The sequence below is a fragment of the Pseudocitrobacter sp. RIT415 genome, assembly GCF_003057695.2.
GTDB classification, from domain to species: Bacteria; Pseudomonadota; Gammaproteobacteria; order Enterobacterales; family Enterobacteriaceae; genus Pseudocitrobacter; species Pseudocitrobacter faecalis.
The window spans coordinates 201,691-222,201 of sequence record NZ_QBJC02000005.1 but is presented as its reverse complement, the minus strand read 5'-3'; the positions used below and the strand labels follow the sequence as shown (position 1 = coordinate 222,201).

Genomic DNA, 20,511 nt, shown 5'->3' with positions numbered 1-20,511 from the left:
CGATGGCTCACTATATCAGCCTCTTTGTCCGCGCCGTTTTTATTGAAAATATGGCGCTGGCGTTCTTCCTGGGGATGTGTACGTTCCTCGCGGTATCTAAAAAAGTCTCGACGGCGTTTGGTCTGGGCGTGGCGGTGACACTGGTACTGGGGATTTCCGTTCCGGCGAACAATCTCGTCTACAATCTGGTGCTGCGCGACGGCGCGTTGATGGACGGTGTGGATCTTAGCTTCCTGAGTTTTATCACCTTTATCGGCGTGATAGCGGCGCTGGTGCAAATTCTGGAGATGATCCTCGATAAGTATTTCCCGGCGCTCTATACCGCGTTAGGGATTTTCCTGCCGCTAATCACCGTGAACTGCGCCATCTTTGGCGGCGTGTCGTTTATGGTTCAGCGCGACTATAACTTTGGCGAATCTATCGTCTACGGTTTCGGCTCCGGCATCGGCTGGATGCTGGCGATTGTCGCCATGGCCGGGCTACGCGAAAAAATGAAATACTCAAACGTCCCTGCGGGTTTGCAGGGCTTAGGGATCACCTTTATCACCACCGGTTTGATGGCGCTTGGCTTTATGTCGTTCTCCGGCGTGCAGCTATAAGGGGCGAAGAAAATGGAAATTATACTTGGCGTGGCCATGTTCACCCTCATCGTACTGGCGCTGTCGGTGCTGATTCTGTTTGCCAAATCGAAGCTGGTGAACTCGGGCGATGTGGTGATTGAAATCAACAACGAAGCCGACCGACAGATCCGCACGCCAGCAGGTGACAAGCTGCTGAATACGCTCTCCAGCAACGGGATTTTCGTCTCGTCCGCATGCGGTGGCGGAGGCTCCTGCGGCCAGTGCCGCGTGAAAATTAAAGAAGGTGGCGGTGACATTCTGCCGACCGAGCTGGCACACATCACCAAACGCGAAGCCAAAGAGGGCTGCCGTCTGGCGTGCCAGGTCGCGGTGAAGCAGGACATGAAAATTGAACTGCCGGATGAAATTTTTGGTGTCAAAAAATGGGAATGCGAGGTTATCTCTAACGATAACAAAGCGACGTTCATTAAAGAGCTGAAGCTGGCTATTCCGGAAGGCGAGGTCGTACCGTTCCGCGCGGGTGGCTATATTCAGATTGAATGTCCATCGCATAAGGTTGCGTACGCCGATTTTGACGTGCCTGATGAGTACCGTTCCGACTGGGATAAATTCAATCTTTTCCGCTACGTTTCCGAGGTTAAAGAACCAACGGTGCGCGCCTACTCAATGGCGAACTATCCGGAAGAGAAGGGCATCATCATGCTCAACGTGCGTATTGCCACGCCACCGCCGAGCGTGCCGGATGCGCCGCCGGGGATCATGTCCTCTTATATCTGGTCGCTGAAACCGGGCGATAAAGTGACGATTTCCGGCCCGTTTGGCGAGTTTTTTGCAAAAGATACCGACGCGGAAATGGTGTTTATCGGCGGGGGGGCCGGGATGGCGCCGATGCGTTCGCACATTTTCGACCAGCTTAAACGCCTGCACAGCAAGCGGAAAATTAGCTTCTGGTACGGCGCGCGTTCCCTGCGTGAAATGTTCTATCAGGACGAATTCGAACAGCTGGCGCGTGACAATCCTAACTTCACTTTCCACATCGCGCTTTCGGACGCGCTGCCGGAGGATAACTGGACGGGTTACACGGGCTTTATCCATAATGTTCTGTATGAAAACTACCTGCGCGACCATCCTGCCCCGGAAGATTGTGAGTTCTATATGTGTGGGCCGCCGATGATGAACGCGGCTGTCATCAAAATGCTCAAAGACCTGGGCGTGGAAGATGAAAACATCATGCTCGATGATTTTGGAGGCTGATGATGCTCACGGTATTTCTGGCGACGTTTGCGATTTTTGCGCTGGTGATCCTCGGGATGTCGCTGGGGTACATCATTAAGCGTAAAAGCATCCAGGGTAGCTGCGGCGGGATTACCTCGCTGGGGCTGGAGAAAGTCTGCGACTGCCCGGAGCCCTGTGACGCACGCAAAAAGCGTATGGCGCGCGAAGCGTTGCAGAAAGAGAGGCGGATATTGTAGTGCCGGGGGAGGGGGCGAAAACGCATTAACACCGTACACATACGGTTCCCTCTCCCAGTGGGAGAGGGGGGGTGTGAAAACCCGGCACAATCTCTCTTCTCACCCACTCTATTTATACTGTATACTTGTCCAGTAACATCCGTAGGGGCTATGTATGCGCAAAATTATCCACGTCGATATGGACTGCTTCTTCGCAGCGGTAGAGATGCGTGATAACCCTGCGCTGCGCGACATCCCTATCGCTATCGGCGGCAGCCGTGAACGACGGGGCGTCATCAGTACCGCCAACTACCCGGCGCGTAAATTCGGTGTACGTAGCGCAATGCCCACCGGCATGGCGCTGAAGCTTTGCCCGCATCTCACCCTTTTACCCGGGCGTTTTGACGCCTACAAAGAAGCCTCTGAGCACATCCGCGAAATCTTCTCTCGCTACACCTCGCTAATTGAGCCCTTGTCGCTGGATGAAGCTTATCTCGACGTCAGCGACAGTGTGCATTGCCACGGCTCTGCCACGCTGATTGCACAGGAAATTCGTCAGACTATCTTCAACGAATTACAGCTCACGGCTTCCGCAGGCGTTGCCCCGGTGAAGTTTCTCGCCAAAATCGCCTCCGATCTCAACAAACCCAACGGCCAGTTTGTGCTCACGCCCGCCGACGTTCCCGCGTTTTTGAAAACGCTGCCGCTGGAAAAAATTCCCGGTGTTGGGAAAGTTTCTGCCGCGAAGCTCGAAAGTATGGGGCTGAAAACCTGCGAAGACGTGCAGAAAAGCGATCTCGCTATGCTCCTGAAACGCTTTGGAAAATTTGGCCGCGTATTGTGGGAGCGCAGTCAGGGGATTGATGAGCGCGCCATCAATAACGAACGGCTGCGAAAATCGATCGGTGTAGAGCGCACGCTGGCGGAAGATATCCATGATTGGTCAGCGTGTGAAGCGATTATCGAACGTCTCTACCCGGAGCTGGAGCGAAGGCTGGCGAAGGTCAAACCCGACCTGCTGATTGCCCGTCAGGGCGTGAAACTCAAATTTAATGACTTCCAGCTCACGACTCAGGAACACGTCTGGCCGCGGCTGAATAAAGACGATTTGATCGCCACGGCCTACAAAACCTGGCACGAACGTCGCGCCGGGCGTGGCGTCCGGCTGGTGGGGCTGCACGTTACGCTGCTTGATCCACAACTTGAAAGACAACTGGTGTTAGGACTCTAATTATGAACATTCGCGCGTGGCAGCCGCATGAACTGCCGCAACTGAGCCAGATTTTCCTGCGTGCGGTCCACGAAACCGCCAGTCAGCACTATTCGCCCGCGCAAATCGCCGCCTGGGGTCAGGTGGATGAGGCGCATTGGCGGCAAAAATTAGCCTCTTCCGTGGTGCTGGTGGCGGAAGTTGACGGCATGATTATCGGTTTTATCACCGCCGTTGGGCATTACATCGACCTGCTTTTTGTCTCGCCAGATTACGCGCGGCAGGGGATTGCCGGGGCGCTGTTACGAGCATTGCTGGCAAAAATGTTGCCGGGAAAAGTGACCGTCGCGGCGAGCATTACCGCAAAACCGTTTTTTGAACGTCAGGGGTTTGTGCTGGTGCGTGAGCAGAATGTGGAGGCGAGGGGAGAGCGGTTTATTAATTATCTGATGGTGCGAGAGGTATAAAAAAGCCGGGTAGTGATGGCCGCCCGGCTTAACGGATATTACTTCGTCGGAATCGCTTTCAGCAGTTCAGTCAGAAGCGTCCAGTAGTGGCCCACGCTTTCGATATGAACCTGCTCATCCGGGGAGTGCGGGCCCGTAATGGTTGGCCCGATGGAGACCATGTCCATTTCCGGATACGGTTTTTTGAACAGACCGCACTCCAGACCTGCGTGGATAACCTGAATGTTCGGCGTCTTGTTGAACAGACGCTGATAGGTTTCACGCACCAGATGCATCACCGGAGAGTTTGCGTCCGGCTGCCAGCCTGGGTAGCTGCCTTTGGCTTCGGTTTTCGCGCCAGCCAGTTTACCCAGTGAATCCAGCATGCTGACCACATATTCTTTACCGGTGTCGATAAGCGAACGAATCAGGCAGTGGATTTCCACGTTGTCGTCAGTCATGGTCACGACGCCGACGTTCAGGGAGGTTTCAACCACGCCTTTTGCCACATCAGAGTTGCGGATAACACCGTTCGGCGTGGCGTTCAGCAGGCGAACGAAAGCATCGCGAGACTGTGCGGTCAGCGCGGCTTTATCGTTGCTGACGGACTCCAGCAGTACGGTCAGGTTCTTCTCTTTCTCAGCCAGTTCGTTTTTCAGGATATCCTGATACTGGCTCACCAGCGCTTTCAGCGATTCAACTTTATCCGCCGCCACGGCAATGGTAGAGAACGCTTCACGTGGAATGGCGTTACGCAGCGTACCGCCGTTGAAATCGACCAGACGCAGATCCAGTTCTGCCGCGTGTCCCGCCAGGAAACGCACCAGCAGTTTGTTGGCGTTACCCAGACCGACGTGAATTTCGCCGCCGGAGTGGCCGCCTTTCAGGCCTTTCAGCGTCAGCTTAAAGCTCTGGAAACCTGCCGGAATGGCTTCGCGATCGAGATGCAGGTTGGAGGTAAAATCGATACCGCCCGCGCAACCCATGTAGATTTCACCCTCTTCTTCAGAGTCGGTGTTAATCAGGATATCCGCCTGTAACCAATTGGCTTTCAGGCCGAACGCGCCGTCCATACCTGCTTCTTCGGTCATGGTCAGCAGCACTTCCAGCGGGCCGTGCTCAACCTTATCGTCAGCCAGTACCGCCAGGGCGGACGCCATCCCGATACCGTTGTCGGCACCCAGCGTAGTGCCGCGGGCTTTTACCCACTCGCCATCGATATACGGCTGGATTGGATCTTTAGTGAAGTCATGAACGGTATCGTTGTTTTTCTGCGGCACCATATCGAGGTGCGCCTGCAGAACGACCGGTTTGCGGTTTTCCATTCCAGCGGTTGCGCCTTTACGAATCAGAATGTTACCGACTTCGTCGCGTTCCGTATGAAAACCTTTTTCTTTCGCCCAGCCGATGATGTGTTCAGCCAGTTGCTCTTCGTGATAAGACGGGTGAGGAATAGAACAAATTTTGGCAAAAATATCCCACAACGGTTGCGGGGAGAGTTGAGACAGTTCCGACACGATGAGTCTCCTTACGGCGTTATGCATCTGGAATAAGTGTAATAAATAGCGAAACAGACACCACAAGCTGCGCTTGCGAGATGAGGTCGAGAATACCACTTTCTGTCTTCTCTGGTAGAACAAACCACGGAAAAAGAGGGGCAGAGTGCCCTTAAGGCTGGTTTTTAGTGCGTCAGATCTCTATAATCTCGCGCAACCTATTTCCCCCTTGAACACTTTTTAAGCCGTATAACACAGGCTGGGATATTTTCACATGAGCGAAAAATACGTCGTCACCTGGGACATGTTGCAGATTCACGCCCGCAAACTGGCAAGCCGTCTGTTACCTGTTGAACAGTGGAAAGGCATTATTGCCGTTAGCCGTGGGGGTCTGGTACCGGGCGCTCTGCTGGCACGTGAACTGGGCATTCGTCATGTTGATACCGTTTGCATCTCCAGCTACGACCACGACAACCAGCGCGAGCTGACCGTTCTGAAACGCGCCGAAGGCGATGGTGAAGGCTTTATCGTGATCGACGACCTGGTTGATACCGGCGGTACCGCAGTGGCTATCCGCGAAATGTATCCTAAAGCACACTTCGTTACCATCTTCGCTAAACCGGCAGGTCGCCCGCTGGTTGACGATTATGTAATTGATATTCCGCAGGATACCTGGATTGAACAGCCGTGGGATATGGGCGTGGTCTTCGTACCGCCTATCGCTGGCCGTTAATTCCCGCAATAAATGCGATTCCAGCGCCCGGCCATGCCGGGCGTTGTTTTTTTTACTGCCTGGCGCGTTACAATAGTCTAAAGCTCGTATTCATGGAGATCATGCGATGTCAGAGGCGAATCTTAGCGAAACCCTGTTCAAACCGCGTTTCAAACACCCTGAAACCTCCACGCTGGTGCGTCGATTTAACCCGGGAAGCGATCCTGCGGTGCAATCTGCGCTTGACGGTAAAACCGTCCCGCACTGGTATCGCATGATTAACCGCCTGATGTGGATCTGGCGCGGCATCTCGCCGCAGGAAATACTTGATGTGCAGGCGCGCATCGTGATGAGCCAGGCCGAACGCACCGACGAAGGCATGCTCGACACGGTGGTCGGCTATCGCGGTGGCAACTGGATCTACGAATGGTCAACCCAGGCGATGCAGTGGCAACAAAAAGCGACGCAGGAAGATGACCCGCTGCTCAGTGGCCGTCACTGGCTGCATGCGTCGAATCTCTACAGCATTGCGGCCTATCCACACCTGAAAGGCGACGATCTCGCTGAACAGGCCCAGGTGCTGGCCAATCGCGCTTATGCCGAAGCGGCTAAGCGTCTGCCGGGCGAAATGCGCGAGCTGGACATCCCTATTCCAGGCGGCTCGCCGGTCAGCGCGTTCCTGCACATGCCAAAAGGCGACGGCCCGTTCCCGACGGTGCTGATGTGCGGTGGGCTCGATGGCCTGCAAATTGATTACTACAGCTTATATGAACACTACTTCGCGCCGCTGGGCATTGCTATGCTCACGCTGGATATGCCGTCGATTGGTGGTTCATCGAAGTGGAAACTGACCCAGGATTCCAGCTATCTGCATCAGCATGTGCTACGCGAACTGCCCAATATTCCGTGGGTTGACCACACGCGCGTTGCGGCGTTTGGCTTCCGCTTTGGCGCGAACGTGGCGGTGCGCCTGGCGTATCTCGAATCCCAGCGCCTGCGCGGCGTGGCCTGCCTTGGCCCCATCGTTCACTGCCTGTTGAATGACCCACTGCGTCAGGGCCGGGTGCCAGAGATGTATCTTGATGTGCTGGCCTCGCGCCTCGGTATGCATGACGCCTCTGATGAAGCGCTACGCATTGAGCTCAACCGTTACTCGCTGAAAACGCAGGGCTTGCTGGGCCGCCGTTGCCCGACACCGATGCTGTCAGGCTACTGGAACAACGATCCGTTCAGCCCGGAAGAGGAGTCGCGACTTATCGTTTCCTCCTCATCAGAGGGTAAACTTCTGAATGTGCCATTCAACCCGGTGTACCGTAATTTCGACAAAGCGCTGAAAGAAATTGCAGGGTGGATCAATAATAGATTTAGTTAATAGATTGCTAAATTTTATTGATTTGGTAAAACAGTTGCATCACCAAAGGAGATCGCAATGACGTTACCAAGTGGACACCCGAAGAGTAGACTGATTAAAAAACTCACTGCGCTAGGCCCTTACATCCGTGAGGAGCAGTGTGAAGAGAACCGCTTCTTTTTCGATTGCCTTGCTGTATGCGTGAACGTTAAGCCAGCGCCTGAAAGCCGTGAATTCTGGGGATGGTGGATGGAAATGGAAGCGGAAGAAGACCGTTTCACTTACAGCTACCAGTTTGGTCTGTTTAACAAAGACGGCAAATGGCAGGCAACCGCGATTAAGGATCCTGAAATTAATGAACGCGTGGAGCAAACGTTGCGTGGGTTTCACGAGAGAGCACGCGAATTACTGGCAACATTAGACTTGAAACTGGAACCGGCAGACGGTTTTGACGACCAGCCGATGCGTTTATCTGCTTAACGCGATGAGATAATGCCTGATGCGCTACGCTTATCCGGCCTACCTTTCCCGTATGCCTGATAAGCGTAGCGCATCCGGCAAGTATAAAGCACACGTTGTCAGCAATATGAGCCCACCTGATTAGGTGGGCTTTTTTATCAGAACTGGTAAGTCATCCCCAGCGCGACAATATCATCGTCATTGATACCGAGTTTATTATCGCTTTTCAGCTGATTGATGCGGTAATCAACAAACGCGGACATGTTCTTGTTGAAGTAATAGGTCGCGCCCACATCAATATAGTTTACCAGGTCTTCGCTACCGACGTTCTCAATATCCTTGCCTTTAGACAAAACGTAACCCAGTGAAGGGCGGAAACCGTTATCGAACTGATACTGCGCCACCACTTCCACGTTTTGCGTTTTATTAGCAAAACCACCGGAAATTGGCGTCATGTTACGGGTTTCAGAATAGAACGTCGCCAGATAGATATTATTGGCATCATATTTCAGGCCCGTAGCCCAGGCTTCGGCTTTTTTACCCTGACCACGCGGGGCAAGGGCCGCATTTTGCTGATCCGCCGTACGGTCAGAAGACGTGTACGCGCCGCTGATGGCGAAATCGCTGCCGCCAAAATCATAAGCCAGTGAGGTACCAAAACCGTCGCCGTTTTGTTTTTTCACGTCGCGGTTTTCGTTTTTCCCCTGATATTGCAGGGTTAAATCAAGGCCATCCACCACGCCGAAGAAATCGGTATTGCGATATGTCGCCAGGCCGCTGGCGCGTTTGGTCATAAAGTTATCGGTTTGCGCGGAGGAATCACCGCCGAACTCCGGGAACATATCAGTCCAGGCTTCAACGTCATACAGCGCGCCCAGATTACGACCATAATCGAAAGAACCGAAATTCTTCAGTTTCAAACCGGCAAACGCCAGACGCGTTTTTTGTGTAGAATCGCTTTCCGTTTTATTACCGGAGAATTCAGACTCCCAGCGGCCGTATCCGGTTAAATCTTCATTGATCTGCGTTTCGCCTTTAATACCAAAACGGACATAAGTCTGGTCACCATCTTTGCTATCATAATCACTGATATAATGCATGGCTTTGACTTTGCCATACACATCCAGTTTATTACCATTCTTGTTATATACTTCTGCCGCCTGTACTGCCGAAGCGGTGGTCAATGCGCTAATCATCATTAATGCCAGAGTGCTTTTTTTCATTTTCCTTTCCTGAGTTTTTAATAAGACAACATTTATAAAAATGGATGCAGATGAAAAAACAGGAAGGGTTGTAACGTTTCTCAATGAAAGATTTATGACAAGATGCGTTGAATGTCAGAATTATATTAAAAAAGTGCCGTTAATTAGATTTGTCATAAAAACGTCAAAACGTGCGGTTAAGGTTACTGATCGCGCGCAATAAAATCCCTCGCTTTCCGCGCTGCCTGTTGGCAAGCGGGCTGACTCCTGATAAAACGTGAACCTGGTTTCATTATTTCACTTTTAACGGCAGATAATCATGAGTGATAGTCAGACGCTGGTGGTCAAACTGGGCACCAGTGTTTTAACGGGCGGATCGCGCCGCCTGAATCGCGCGCACATCGTTGAGCTGGTTCGCCAGTGCGCCCAGCTTCACGCGGCTGGGCATCGAATTGTCATTGTAACGTCAGGAGCAATTGCCGCCGGGCGTGAGCATCTGGGTTACCCTGAACTGCCCGCGACTATCGCTTCGAAACAACTGCTGGCCGCCGTCGGCCAGAGCCGCCTCATCCAGCTGTGGGAACAACTGTTCTCTATTTACGGCATTCACGTCGGGCAGATGCTGCTGACCCGCGCGGACATGGAAGACAGAGAACGTTTCCTCAATGCGCGCGATACCCTGCGCGCGCTGCTCGATAACAATATCGTGCCGGTGATTAACGAAAACGATGCGGTCGCCACCGCTGAAATTAAGGTCGGCGATAACGACAACCTTTCTGCGCTGGCGGCGATTCTGGCCGGTGCCGACAAACTGCTGCTGCTGACCGATCAACAGGGCCTCTTCACCGCCGACCCGCGCAGTAACCCGGATGCCAAACTGATTACCGATGTGCACGGCATCGATGATGCGCTACGCGCCGTTGCGGGCGACAGCGTCTCCGGCCTCGGTACAGGCGGGATGGGCACCAAATTGCAGGCCGCCGATGTCGCTTGCCGCGCGGGTATTGAGACCATCATCGCCGCAGGCAGCCGCCCTGGCGTGATTGGCGACGTGATGGCGGAAGTCTCCGTCGGTACGCGCTTTCACGCGCAGGACACGCCGCTGGAGAACCGTAAACGCTGGATCTTCGGCGCACCGCCAGCAGGTGAAATCACCGTTGATGAAGGCGCAACCTCCGCTATTCTCGAACGAGGAAGTTCATTACTGCCAAAAGGCATTAAAAACGTGACTGGCAACTTCTCCCGTGGGGAAGTGATCCGTATTCGCAGCCTTGAAGGGCGGGATATCGCGCATGGCGTGAGCCGTTATAACAGCGATGCGCTGCGCCTTATTGCCGGACACCACTCACAGCAAATCGATGCTATTCTCGGCTATGAGTACGGCCCGGTTGCCGTCCATCGTGACGATATGATCACCCGCTAAGGAGTTCACTATGCTCGAACAAATGGGCATTGCTGCCAAACAGGCTTCTTATAAGCTGGCGCAGCTATCGAGCCGTGAAAAGAATCAGGCTCTGGAAAAAATTGCTGATTATCTGGAAACATTTAGCGCAGAGATCCTCGACGCTAACCAGCAGGATCTGGCTGATGCGCGTGCTAACGGCCTGAGCGACGCGATGCTCGACAGGCTGGCGCTCACGCCGGCGCGTCTCTCCGCTATCGCCAGCGATGTGCGCCAGGTTTGCACGCTCGCCGATCCGGTAGGGCAGGTGATTGACGGCGGAGTGCTCGACAGCGGCCTGCGCATCGAACGTCGCCGTGTCCCGCTCGGCGTGATTGGCGTAATTTATGAAGCGCGCCCGAACGTCACCGTTGACGTAGCCAGCCTGTGCCTGAAAACCGGCAACGCAGCGATTCTGCGCGGCGGTAAAGAGACGCATCGCACCAACGCCGCCACGGTAAAAGTGATTCAAAAAGCGTTGCAGGAGTGCGGCTTACCGGCGGGTGCTGTTCAGGCGATCGACAACCCGGACCGCGCGCTGGTCAGTGAAATGCTGCGCATGGATAAATACATCGACATGCTGATCCCACGCGGCGGTGCAGGGTTGCATAAGCTGTGCCGCGAACAGTCGACGATCCCGGTGATCACCGGCGGGATTGGCGTGTGCCATATTTATGTGGATGACACGGCGGAAATTGAACCGGCGCTGAAAATCATCGTCAACGCCAAAACCCAGCGCCCGAGCACCTGTAACACGGTGGAAACGCTGCTGGTGAATCAGAATATCGCGGAACGTTTTCTGCCTGCGCTGAGCAAGCAGATGGCGCAGAGCGGCGTGACGCTGCACGCGGAAGATAACGCCATGGCGTTGTTAAAAGCGGGCCCGGCGCATATAGTGGCGGTGAAAGCGGAAGAGTTCGATAACGAATTTCTGTCGCTGGATCTTAACGTGAAGGTTGTGGCTAATTTGGACGATGCTATCGCGCACATCCGTGAGCACGGCACTCAGCACTCCGACGCCATTCTCACGCGCACCCTGAGCAATGCCAACCGCTTTGTGAATGAAGTCGATTCTTCGGCAGTCTACGTGAACGCCTCCACGCGCTTCACCGACGGCGGCCAGTTCGGCCTGGGCGCAGAAGTGGCCGTCAGCACGCAAAAACTGCACGCGCGCGGCCCGATGGGACTTGAAGCGCTGACCACCTATAAGTGGATTGGCTTCGGTGACGATACCATTCGTGCCTAATTAACACCGGGTGATGCAAAAGTAGCCATTTGATTCTCAAGGCCATTGACGCATCGCCCGGTTAGTTTTAACCTTGTCCACCGTGATTCGCACTCGTGAACACGTCCTTTTCAGGGCCGATATAGCTCAGTTGGTAGAGCAGCGCATTCGTAATGCGAAGGTCGTAGGTTCGACTCCTATTATCGGCACCATTTAATTCAATGAATCACCTCGCTTCAAGTCATCCACGTTCCCGCTCATGTCATATTGATGATCTTCCAGCTCAAAATCGTATCAACCTTGCTCGCATATTCCGTAAAATGCCTTGCCGAAAGATGCCTGTTTCGAGGAATCCCTTGAGCGTTTCCCATACCCTATTTTTTTCAATACCCGCACAGAAATTCCTGATGGCTCCCACCTTTTTATTGATGCAAAACCGACCAGCAATAAGCTACTGCTCGGTTTGCATAAACGGCTCGCTAAATCATCAGCGCTGCAAATACTCCCCTGTGGAAATCACCCTGGCGTAGGCAAAAGCCAGTGCGGCCATCATGGTGGCGTGTACCTGCTCAGCTGGCACGCGGACACCGTTGAACTCTAAATCCAGTGTGGCACAAGCGTCATGCAGAACCGTTACGTCATAGCCAAAATCTGAAGCTGCACGTACGGCAGCGTCGACGCACATATGACTCATTGCGCCGACGACGACCAGTGAGGTAATGCCTTGCTCCTCAAGCAGTTGTCTGAGGTTGGTCTTCAGGAAGGCGTTGGCATAATTTTTCACGATGACCGGTTCGTTGCCTGCAGGCAGCACAGAAGGTTGAATTTTTATCCCATCGGATTCGGGGACAAATACCGGCATCTCTTTATTCGCGAAAATATGCTGGATATGGAAAACCGGTATAGCGCGTTCGCGGGCTGAAGCAATAACGTTTGCCGCGTTAGCCGCAGCGGATTCGATACCGGTCAGCGGCAATTTTCCTGTCGGAAGATATTCATTCTGCAGATCGATAACAATAATGGCTTCTCTGGTCATGGCGTGTTTCCCTCTGTTGGCTTTACAAATTTAGTACAGACAGTGTGTATCAGTGCAGATAACATGCAAAGTGGCGGTAACGACATATTCAAGGGTGAAAACGACATATGGAGAGGCGATTGACGACTGAAATCGCGATACTTATTTATCCACATGCGCAGCAGGCTGCCGTTCTGGGCCTGATGGATTTGCTGAATTTTGCCGAAAAGATCCGGCTCCGGCATGACGCGAAGGGAACTACTCCGGTGACGGTGACGCGATGGCTGCGTGAAGAGAGTGCAGGTGTCCCGCACAGACTTGATGACAGCGTCCGGGATCACGAGAATGGCCCTGATGTGATTATCCTGCCACCGAGCCTGGAAGACCCTCTCCCGGCACTCTCTTCCCGCCCTTATATCGAGTGGCTTTGCGAGCAGCATGCAAAGGGAGCGACGATCGCATCCGTCTGTGCAGGCGCTTTTTTACTGGGAGAAACGGGGCTGCTCAGGGGACGAACCATCACAACCCATTGGCAATATGCTGAACTTTTCAGTCAGCGTTTTCCTGATGTCAGGCTCGATGTTGATCAGTTACTGATAGATGATGACGATATTATGACGGCAGGCGGTGCGATGGCCTGGGTGGATCTGGGCCTTCGTCTGGTGGACCGCTATTATGGGGCTGCCATTATGATTGAAACCGCCCAGCGTCTGCTGATTGATCCACCTGGTCGGCAGCAGCGTTTCTACAGCGCGTTCTCTCCACGTCTGTCACACGGCGATCGGGCGGTACTGAACGTTCAGCGCTGGTTAGAAGAGACGGGTGCCAGGGAAAGTGCGCTGCCGGTGCTGGCAGCCCTGGCGGGCCTGGAAGAACGCACTTTTTTACGCCGCTTTCAGAAAGCGACCGGTATGACGACCACCGAGTATTGTCAGCGCCTGCGCGTGGGGCGAGCCAGGGAAATGCTCCAGTCTTCTCAGCTTCCGCTGGAACGCATCGCGTGGGATGTGGGTTACAGCGATGCAGGGGCCTTCCGGAAGGTGTTTACCCGCATCGTTGGACTGACACCCGGAGAGTATCGCCGGCGGTTTCATCCTTGATTCCACGCCGGGCAGTTGCAGGAGAGTAGTCCGCCGGAGGATCATGCCGCCCGGAATCGACTCACCACACGGTGGTCACGACCTGCGACGGAGTATGGAAAGGTGTCACAGCAGGGAAGGGGGCTACTCGTTCACACAAATTGCTACGGCCATTCAAATCCATGTGCCGGGGCATTTTTCCCTCCTTTTTACGGCGTGGTTGTTAACGCTTCAAAATAACGTTTGCTGCGTGCGCCAAACATCCAACGCTAATATTGCGTACTGAATATCGGGAACAGATTGGAGAAACTCTCACAATATACTAAGCCGTTACCCGCCGCGCCATCTGGTAATGCTCTCGCCAATAGTGATTTGATAAAGAAGATAATGTGACTCCCTGCGAACTGGAGGCATGGATAAACTGATTGTTACCAATGTAAATGCCGACATGGTGAACCCCTGGCTGCGTCAGAAAAAAGACGAGGTCTCCGGTTTCCAGTGAAGAGAGGCTCACCGCTACCCCAGTTTGGCTTTGTGCCAGCGCTGTTCGGGGCAATGGGCGATGTAATACCGCTGCAATCACCCGGCGACTGAAGGCAGAACAATCGATGCCTTGTCGGGTATTGCCGCCCCACTGGTAGCGCGTCCCCTGCCATGACAGGAACTCTTGCATGATGCTCCGCTTCAAATGGGCGCGACTGACGGGCAAAACGGCATTCACGGGCGTCGAGGCCAGACGAGTCGGCCCCCATTCTTCCGGCAAAATATGGTCAAATGCAAAAGTGGCCGAAGAAAAACAAATCAGAAATGAGATAAAGGCATGACGAAAAAACATGAAAACAAACCAGAGTCAGAGTTAATTATTCCTTAGCCGATAAATAAAAGTTTATATGTGTTTTTTATATTAATTATTAAGACTGAAACCTGCCCGGGTTGGACAATATCAGGAAAGTCTTTTTTAAAATAACCGGGAAGATAAGGATGCTACCGTGACGTCGATATTATATTAAGCCAGGGTAAGCGCTAACCGGAGATTGTTGTTTGTCTTTTAAAACAACGCAGCTATTGTCGGTGTTTACAGTTGAATAATCCAGCTAAATAAAGATTAGAAATGGATGTAAAAATACACTTGATTTTACCTCTCGCCTACGTAAGTCAGATGAACAATGGCGTGGGGGCAACGTCAGAATGGGCAGGCATTCAGAGAAATGTGCGGAATATTCAGGTACATAAACGATAATCAACTCAGGATATTCCGCTCAACACAGCGGGTTATTCCAGATCCCGAACATCCATCAGCAATCCCTTACTCATCAGTAATTTACCATCAGCTTTAAGCTGCGCCAGCATTTTCATGACCGTGCTGCGGGACAAACCGCTTTTTTCAACAATGTAATCAGCCGCGGTTCGACGAAGACGTATGATGTCAGGCTCAGCCTGCAACTGATAAAGACAATTAATAATTTGCGCATAGCTGGATACGCCGGCCATGTTGTTGACATAGCGGAACATCTGATTAAGGGTGACCATATGGTTGATCGCGACTTCTTTCCAAAGATTCTTATCGACGATCACTTTTTCCGCCACCGCCAGTGGTAGAAATTCATAGCTGACATCAGTACAGGCCCTGAAATACATAAGTACATCATCGAGATAGTAATTTAGCCCAAAAACTCTGGGGGCCGTGAAATTAGCCAGAAGGCGGTCATCGCTGAGTCGGCATGTTGAGATAATGCCTTGATGAAAGATGATAATGTTACGTTCAGAAAAACCATCCATCGTAATAACCTGGTTTTTCCGTTTCGTAAAAATTGATTGTTTCTGTGATAAACCGTCAATAAGCTGCTGAATAATTTCCCTGGAATTCGTCATCACATGTCATCCACGCATTGTTGTTACTGTTAAAGATAGTGCAGAACCGGCAAACCTGGGATGCCGGTTCTGAGTGAGTTACACAAAAAGCTATTGTGTCTCAAGTTGAACGTTCAGGTTGGTTAACAGTTCTTCATCGGCGGATGAAGAATGTTGTCCGGCCTTCAGCGCCGGTTTGAGGTGCAGGACAAATGAGAATTGCTGCCCAATGGCGACCTCTCCTCCGCGAACCGGGAGAATCCCTTCGTCATTGAGAACCAATAACGTTCTTCTGTTTTTCGTTCCCATTGGCGAAAATATGCCGTGAGTACGGCTTTTCCCCAGATCAACACGCCGTCCATCCAGCATCCCTTGCTGCGCGGTGATCACAAGATCGCCATTATCACCAAACCGGAAACGTTGTAATCCGGAGCTGTCGCTGAAGAAAAGGGCCATAGCCTGGGGCTCGCTGCAAAATGCGTTGACCCTGACGTCTCGCTCATCGAGTGAGTACCAGTCACCGTGATGCTGGCTTACTTCATTTCTGCTGATTCGGCCATAATCGACATTGTTGTTAGAAACGGTGACATTACATTCCGCAAAAGCAGGGGATGACACCGTTAGTACGGAGACCAGAAACATAAGACTACGAAGACAGCGCTTCATTTGCATACTCCTGTGATGTTCTCAAACACATGACTTTCAGCTTCCGGAGAAGCCTGGTACGCAATCTGGCATACCGGATGATTTGCCTTATCCATCAGGATAAGCTGAGGCTGATGGCTGACATCTTCGATAAACAGCACCCCATCATCGACGACTGTCGCCGCATACTGGCCTGCACCATCCACAATGGTACTGCCCTTTTTGAGCACGCTGCCGTCGGCCATCCGGACATGTAACATGGCCCGGTGGACATGTAGCGTAGTAAAGTGCAGTGCTCCCACGGCTCCACGGCCGGCAGAAATTTCGCCAAAGCCGTTTTCTACATCCACGTTATCCGGCAGGTTAACGGGATCGAGTTCCACACGAACCTTGTGATAAGGATTGACAGAGGGGACAACAGCACGCCCCCAATGATCCGTCCAGACATCACCGGAAGGGGTGGAGATCCGGGTGTTCGGTAAGTCTTTTCCGGCTTCCACAATGGCAAAGGTATCTTTGACCGGCCATGGGGATAAGGTAAGGCCATTTTTATGTGCCACCATCCCACCTGACAGTGCCAGACTGTAATTGCGATCGTCTGGGCCATTCATCCCGGCACTTATGCCCACACGGGTGTAATGCAGATTACTGTTAAGTGCGCCATTAAAGTCATTCTCCCCGGTGCTGACATCGCGCTCGGCAGAGAGTGAATAGTTTGAGCTGTCGCCCACATCACCATTTGTTTGCAAACCAACATTCGTCTCGTGGTGCAGGGTATGCGAATAAGCACTGACCCGGTGATCACCTATTGGCAGACTCAGGTTTACAAATACGGTATCGCCTTCGTCATCGTTGATATGATCGTTTTCCTGTACACGATCATCATGACCCAGAGAGTGCTGCCAGCTGATATTCAGATTGGCGCGACCAAACGATTTGCCCCAGGCGGCGTTAATATACTGACTACCTTGATCGCCAGATGTCGCCTGGTTTTGCGAGTATCGGAACGAAAAAGAGCCGTAATCTGGCAGAGAAAAGTGAAGGCCAGCGGAATACTGTCCCTGGTACTGTTCAAAATCATCGTCATCAGATAATGCGTCTTCGAGTTCTCTGTACCCGGAACTGTAGCGCGTCAGACTGATGTCCATGCTGACCTTGCTGTCCAGCATATAACTGGCAGTGAATGTCGTGCTGTGTCCATTGACGGCATGCTTCTTGTCAGCAGACCCTTTTAAGGTTGCCGATACCAGTAACTGGCGAAAAGCCAACGTGTCCAGGGTGACTGCCGCAGCATCATAATCCTCGGCAGCCAGCAGACCTGTACCCACATTGACCCGCGGTGAGATTTTCCAGCCATCGGACATTGTTGCCAGCAGAGGAGAGGAGGTGCTCTCCGTATCACTACGATACCGTCCTACTGCAGCAGACAGCCCGGATGGGCTACGCAATTGATGGCTGTTGATGGCATCTGCCGGGATCTCAAAATGAGTGCGGCTGCCATCTGTTTCGGTTACCGTGACGTCGAGTCCTACGTTATTGCTGATTACCGGTACATCAGTCAGCGTAAAGGGGCCGGCAGGTACCAGCGTTGAATAGATCATTCGTCCGGATTGTCTGACTTCAACCCGGGCCTGCGCTGCGCGAGCAATACCGGAAACCATGACGCCACTGTTACCCTCTTTATCCAGTGCGTCTTCCGGCATGATTTGCACCCCGGAAATCGCCGTACCGGCAAAGACCGAACCTGCGGTATTAATCTGTCCTGCCTGAAAAATTTTCTGCTGACTGACAAACGTATGCTGAAGATAAGTGTACAGATTATCCGTATGACGACTTCCGTCCTCTTCCATCAATGACTGTCGGCTGCGCAACAGCCAGTCATGCATATTCAGCCCTTCTTCCAGCATCATCTGCTTTGTTTCAGTACGGGTTCCGTTAGCCGTGTTCTGCGTGGCAAATGCTGAATAGTTAAAAATGCCGGCGCTACCGCCTGTCGTATAATTCCGTACCTGATCACCCTCACCCGTCGTATCCAGCGCGTCCTGAGGCACAACCAGATCGAGTTCTTCCTGTGAAGGAATGGGGGTGATGACGCTTCCTGGATACGCCTGGACGTAGTCATAACATTGCGCTTTATCAAGATGTTCATCATCACGAGCGTCGGGCAAATCTGCCGGAACAACAAGCGATGCGCCCTGTAGAAAATCAGGGGTTGCACAAAGTTGGCCATCCGGGCCAAAAGTGGCGGCGACCTTGCCTTTTTTCGCTCCATTCACCACGACATTCACGACTTTTACGCCCGGCATGAAGCGCGGTTTTTCTGCAAAGTACTGCCCCAATGATGGGTCAAGCCCGCGATTTTTTAACATGCCAGCGTCGAACTCCAGCGGAGCATCTGAAGCAAAAGCACATATGCAGGGCAGGCAGCTGAGTACCGCTACCGGTAAGTAACGATTTGATAACGAGAACATGAAATGATTATCCGGCAGAGGTTATTTGGACAAAGGCGCGGTATAGCTGGCTACCTGAATACCGTAGCGACTGGCCGGAAAGAACTTGAGCTGGCCATCGCCCTCCAGAGATTGCTTCGACTTTGCCGTCAGGGTCTGGCCTGGCAGGATGTAAGTCCGTGAAAGCTTCATCATGGCACCGGAGGGCTGTGCGACTACCTGCTCGGACAGGCGAACCACGTAGGGAGAGTCGTTATGAACGGTGAGCGTGTTACCCGAGGCGCTCCATTTCAAAAGCGTCCACGCATCTTTTATGACAGGTAAATTTGCCGGGTGGATCAATACCGGAAGATCCTGACGAATATTAATGGCGACATGGCTATGATCGCTTTTTGTTTTAGGGGGGATCCCTTCAAATGTCACACGCTTAAGATGCTCTGTGGTCAGTGGGGCATCGGTGGTCAGAATAAACCGTAATTGTTGGGTTTGATCTGGCTCGACGCGCGTCACGGGTTGTGTCGGCGTCAGATGAACCCCTTTGTCATCAGGCAAATCAACGATATTGGTATACAGCAATGACGGATGTGGATCCGTATTCTTAACATTAATACTTCCTCCTTTATCTTGTTCGTTAATTAAGAGAAGGGAGGTTTCCGGAACCATACCAGCAGCAAGAGCAGTTACGGATTTTATTACCAGTGCGAGTGTAAACAGGCGTGCAGAATGCTTAAGAGAAAACATATTGTCTCCAGTCGGGTATCTATAAATTAAACAAAACATGATTACTTGATGAGCATTATTTTACTTAGCCTGATGTTTTTTAGCACACCAAAAATAAATCATTTATAGAGCCAAAAATGAGTCCAATTTTGCGATCTTTTTTTTAAACTCTTTCTTGATAATAGCTGCAACAGAGCCTAATTTAGCGGATCTTTACCAGGGTGAGATGTGCCGCCACGCTATAAAAAGGCTGAGAATATAGAGATATGGCCAGCAAAAGCGTTGTTCTCATCTCACCTTCCATTCTCCACTGTGTTGACACTACATTTCCTGAAGCGTGCTTTACGCATTTTTGTTTAATAAGGAATAAAATGAAATTCTCTTTATTAAGACTCGCCTGTTATCTTCCGTTCACGATGTTGCCTTTTGTTTCTATGGGGGCGACATCAACAAACATCCGAATAAAAGCAGCTATCGATCAGGGTGCCTGTACGCCATCGCTGGATAATGGGGGGGTGCTGGAATTTGGCGATTTTCCTGTTAGTCATCTTTATACGGATACGCCCAGTGGCCTGGATACCCGAAGTATAAATATGCACATAACCTGTACAGCTCCAGTTGTGGTGGGCTATTCGTTTCAGGATAACCGTCAGGATACTCTGGATGGGGGCAGTGCAGATATTCAAAACTATGGTTTTGGAATTGGTCTGACACCTGAGGAGGTGCATATCGGGCATTTTTATTTGTATGTCGCAGATTCGAGCTTACCGACTCCAGTCGTTAATAATACGCCTGCTCGTACTATTTATTCAGACAATGGCGGCACGCAGTGGCAGCTGGCTTCCAGTTCAACGAAAGCATCGAATAGCGGCAGTAATATCATGGCGTTTTCCAGTACCGATGATTTCTCGCGACCCTTAGCAGTAGAAACTGCCACAGCCACATTATCAGTGCATCCGGTGGTACAAAGCCTGAAGACGCTGGCCCTGACTGACGATCAACCCTATGAAGGCCAGGCCACACTTAATCTGGTGTATCTGTAAGTCTGTCAATAATATCAGAGCCATATTTTATAATAATGACGTAACAGGGAAGGTTCGGGCTAAATACAGGGAAACGTGCTGACTATGTAGAGTGGTACCGCAGGTCAGTGTCATTGTTAAATATAACCGGGATT

20 protein-coding genes and 1 tRNA gene are annotated in these 20,511 nt (G+C 52.0%); 13 read left to right on the top strand and 8 right to left on the bottom strand.

From position 1 onward, the window contains the following. The first annotated feature begins 2 nt into the window (after positions 1–2). The 5 genes from nqrE (at position 3) to DBY68_RS07775 (ending at position 3,709) form a co-directional block, all read left to right on the top strand. Entirely contained in the window at positions 3–599 is a 597-nt protein-coding gene (gene nqrE, locus DBY68_RS07795) for an NADH:ubiquinone reductase (Na(+)-transporting) subunit E (RefSeq protein ID WP_015965771.1), read from the top strand. Between the two features lie 12 nt (positions 600–611). Continuing rightward, positions 612–1,835 carry an NADH:ubiquinone reductase (Na(+)-transporting) subunit F gene (gene nqrF, locus DBY68_RS07790; protein WP_108474704.1) on the top strand — a complete coding sequence of 408 codons (1,224 nt, stop codon included), beginning with the start codon at positions 612–614 and terminating at the stop codon, positions 1,833–1,835. A 2-nt stretch (positions 1,836–1,837) separates the two neighbouring features. After that, a complete protein-coding gene (gene nqrM / locus DBY68_RS07785) occupies positions 1,838–2,053 on the top strand; it encodes a (Na+)-NQR maturation NqrM (RefSeq protein ID WP_167405928.1) in 216 nt (71 codons plus the stop codon). A 154-nt stretch (positions 2,054–2,207) separates the two neighbouring features. After that, the gene (dinB, locus tag DBY68_RS07780; protein ID WP_108474706.1) at positions 2,208–3,263 is read left to right on the top strand and encodes a DNA polymerase IV; all 1,056 of its coding nucleotides are present in this window, start codon (positions 2,208–2,210) and stop codon (positions 3,261–3,263) included. A gap of 2 nt (positions 3,264–3,265) precedes the next feature. Further along, a complete protein-coding gene (locus tag DBY68_RS07775; protein ID WP_108474707.1) occupies positions 3,266–3,709 on the top strand; it encodes a GNAT family N-acetyltransferase in 444 nt (147 codons plus the stop codon). Positions 3,710–3,747: 38 nt separating this feature from the next. On the opposite strand, the gene pepD is transcribed toward DBY68_RS07775, so the two are convergent. Beyond that, on the bottom strand, positions 3,748–5,205 hold the full coding sequence (gene pepD / locus DBY68_RS07770) for a cytosol nonspecific dipeptidase (protein ID WP_108474708.1): 1,458 nt from the start codon (positions 5,203–5,205) through the stop codon (positions 3,748–3,750). A gap of 253 nt (positions 5,206–5,458) precedes the next feature. Between pepD and gpt the strand changes: the two genes are divergently transcribed. The 3 genes from gpt to crl all read left to right on the top strand — a co-directional run bounded on the left by gpt (position 5,459) and on the right by crl (position 7,727). Further along, on the top strand, positions 5,459–5,917 hold the full coding sequence (gpt, locus tag DBY68_RS07765; RefSeq protein ID WP_015965764.1) for a xanthine phosphoribosyltransferase: 459 nt from the start codon (positions 5,459–5,461) through the stop codon (positions 5,915–5,917). Positions 5,918–6,023: 106 nt separating this feature from the next. Then, the gene (gene frsA, locus DBY68_RS07760; protein ID WP_108474709.1) at positions 6,024–7,268 is read left to right on the top strand and encodes an esterase FrsA; all 1,245 of its coding nucleotides are present in this window, start codon (positions 6,024–6,026) and stop codon (positions 7,266–7,268) included. 57 nt (positions 7,269–7,325) lie between these two features. Continuing rightward, on the top strand, positions 7,326–7,727 hold the full coding sequence (gene crl, locus DBY68_RS07755; RefSeq protein ID WP_108474710.1) for a sigma factor-binding protein Crl: 402 nt from the start codon (positions 7,326–7,328) through the stop codon (positions 7,725–7,727). Positions 7,728–7,864: 137 nt separating this feature from the next. On the opposite strand, the gene phoE is transcribed toward crl, so the two are convergent. After that, on the bottom strand, positions 7,865–8,929 hold the full coding sequence (gene phoE / locus DBY68_RS07750) for a phosphoporin PhoE (protein WP_108474711.1): 1,065 nt from the start codon (positions 8,927–8,929) through the stop codon (positions 7,865–7,867). A gap of 298 nt (positions 8,930–9,227) precedes the next feature. On the opposite strand from phoE, the gene proB reads away from it, so the two are divergent. From proB to DBY68_RS07735, 3 genes are all read left to right on the top strand, one after another. Then, positions 9,228–10,331, top strand: coding sequence for a glutamate 5-kinase (proB, locus tag DBY68_RS07745; RefSeq protein WP_108474712.1), 1,104 nt, complete (start codon positions 9,228–9,230; stop codon positions 10,329–10,331). 10 nt (positions 10,332–10,341) lie between these two features. Continuing rightward, a complete protein-coding gene (gene proA / locus DBY68_RS07740; RefSeq protein WP_108474713.1) occupies positions 10,342–11,595 on the top strand; it encodes a glutamate-5-semialdehyde dehydrogenase in 1,254 nt (417 codons plus the stop codon). A 115-nt stretch (positions 11,596–11,710) separates the two neighbouring features. After that, a tRNA-Thr gene (locus tag DBY68_RS07735) sits at positions 11,711–11,786 on the top strand. A gap of 275 nt (positions 11,787–12,061) precedes the next feature. Here DBY68_RS07735 and DBY68_RS07730 read toward each other — a convergent pair. Continuing rightward, positions 12,062–12,610, bottom strand: coding sequence for a cysteine hydrolase family protein (locus DBY68_RS07730; protein ID WP_108474714.1), 549 nt, complete (start codon positions 12,608–12,610; stop codon positions 12,062–12,064). Between the two features lie 107 nt (positions 12,611–12,717). On the opposite strand from DBY68_RS07730, the gene DBY68_RS07725 reads away from it, so the two are divergent. Next, complete coding sequence (locus DBY68_RS07725) at positions 12,718–13,689, top strand: helix-turn-helix domain-containing protein (protein ID WP_108474715.1); 972 nt, start codon at positions 12,718–12,720, stop codon at positions 13,687–13,689. A 301-nt stretch (positions 13,690–13,990) separates the two neighbouring features. Here the strand turns inward: DBY68_RS07725 and DBY68_RS07720 are convergent, their stop codons facing one another. The 5 genes from DBY68_RS07720 to DBY68_RS07700 all read right to left on the bottom strand — a co-directional run bounded on the left by DBY68_RS07720 (position 13,991) and on the right by DBY68_RS07700 (position 19,355). Next, complete coding sequence (locus DBY68_RS07720; protein WP_108474716.1) at positions 13,991–14,503, bottom strand: NlpC/P60 family protein; 513 nt, start codon at positions 14,501–14,503, stop codon at positions 13,991–13,993. A 437-nt stretch (positions 14,504–14,940) separates the two neighbouring features. Next, a complete protein-coding gene (locus DBY68_RS07715; RefSeq protein WP_108474717.1) occupies positions 14,941–15,540 on the bottom strand; it encodes a helix-turn-helix domain-containing protein in 600 nt (199 codons plus the stop codon). A 90-nt stretch (positions 15,541–15,630) separates the two neighbouring features. After that, positions 15,631–16,185 carry a hypothetical protein gene (locus DBY68_RS07710; RefSeq protein ID WP_108474718.1) on the bottom strand — a complete coding sequence of 185 codons (555 nt, stop codon included), beginning with the start codon at positions 16,183–16,185 and terminating at the stop codon, positions 15,631–15,633. Next, on the bottom strand, positions 16,182–18,635 hold the full coding sequence (locus DBY68_RS07705; protein ID WP_108474719.1) for a fimbrial biogenesis usher protein: 2,454 nt from the start codon (positions 18,633–18,635) through the stop codon (positions 16,182–16,184). The genes DBY68_RS07710 and DBY68_RS07705 overlap by 4 nt, the downstream gene beginning before the upstream one ends. 21 nt (positions 18,636–18,656) lie before the next feature. Continuing rightward, a complete protein-coding gene (locus tag DBY68_RS07700; RefSeq protein WP_108474720.1) occupies positions 18,657–19,355 on the bottom strand; it encodes a fimbria/pilus chaperone family protein in 699 nt (232 codons plus the stop codon). 350 nt (positions 19,356–19,705) lie between these two features. Here DBY68_RS07700 and DBY68_RS07695 point away from each other — a divergent pair, with 350 nt between their 5' ends. Beyond that, entirely contained in the window at positions 19,706–20,377 is a 672-nt protein-coding gene (locus DBY68_RS07695; RefSeq protein WP_158529108.1) for a DUF1120 domain-containing protein, read from the top strand. Positions 20,378–20,511: the final 134 nt, after the last annotated feature.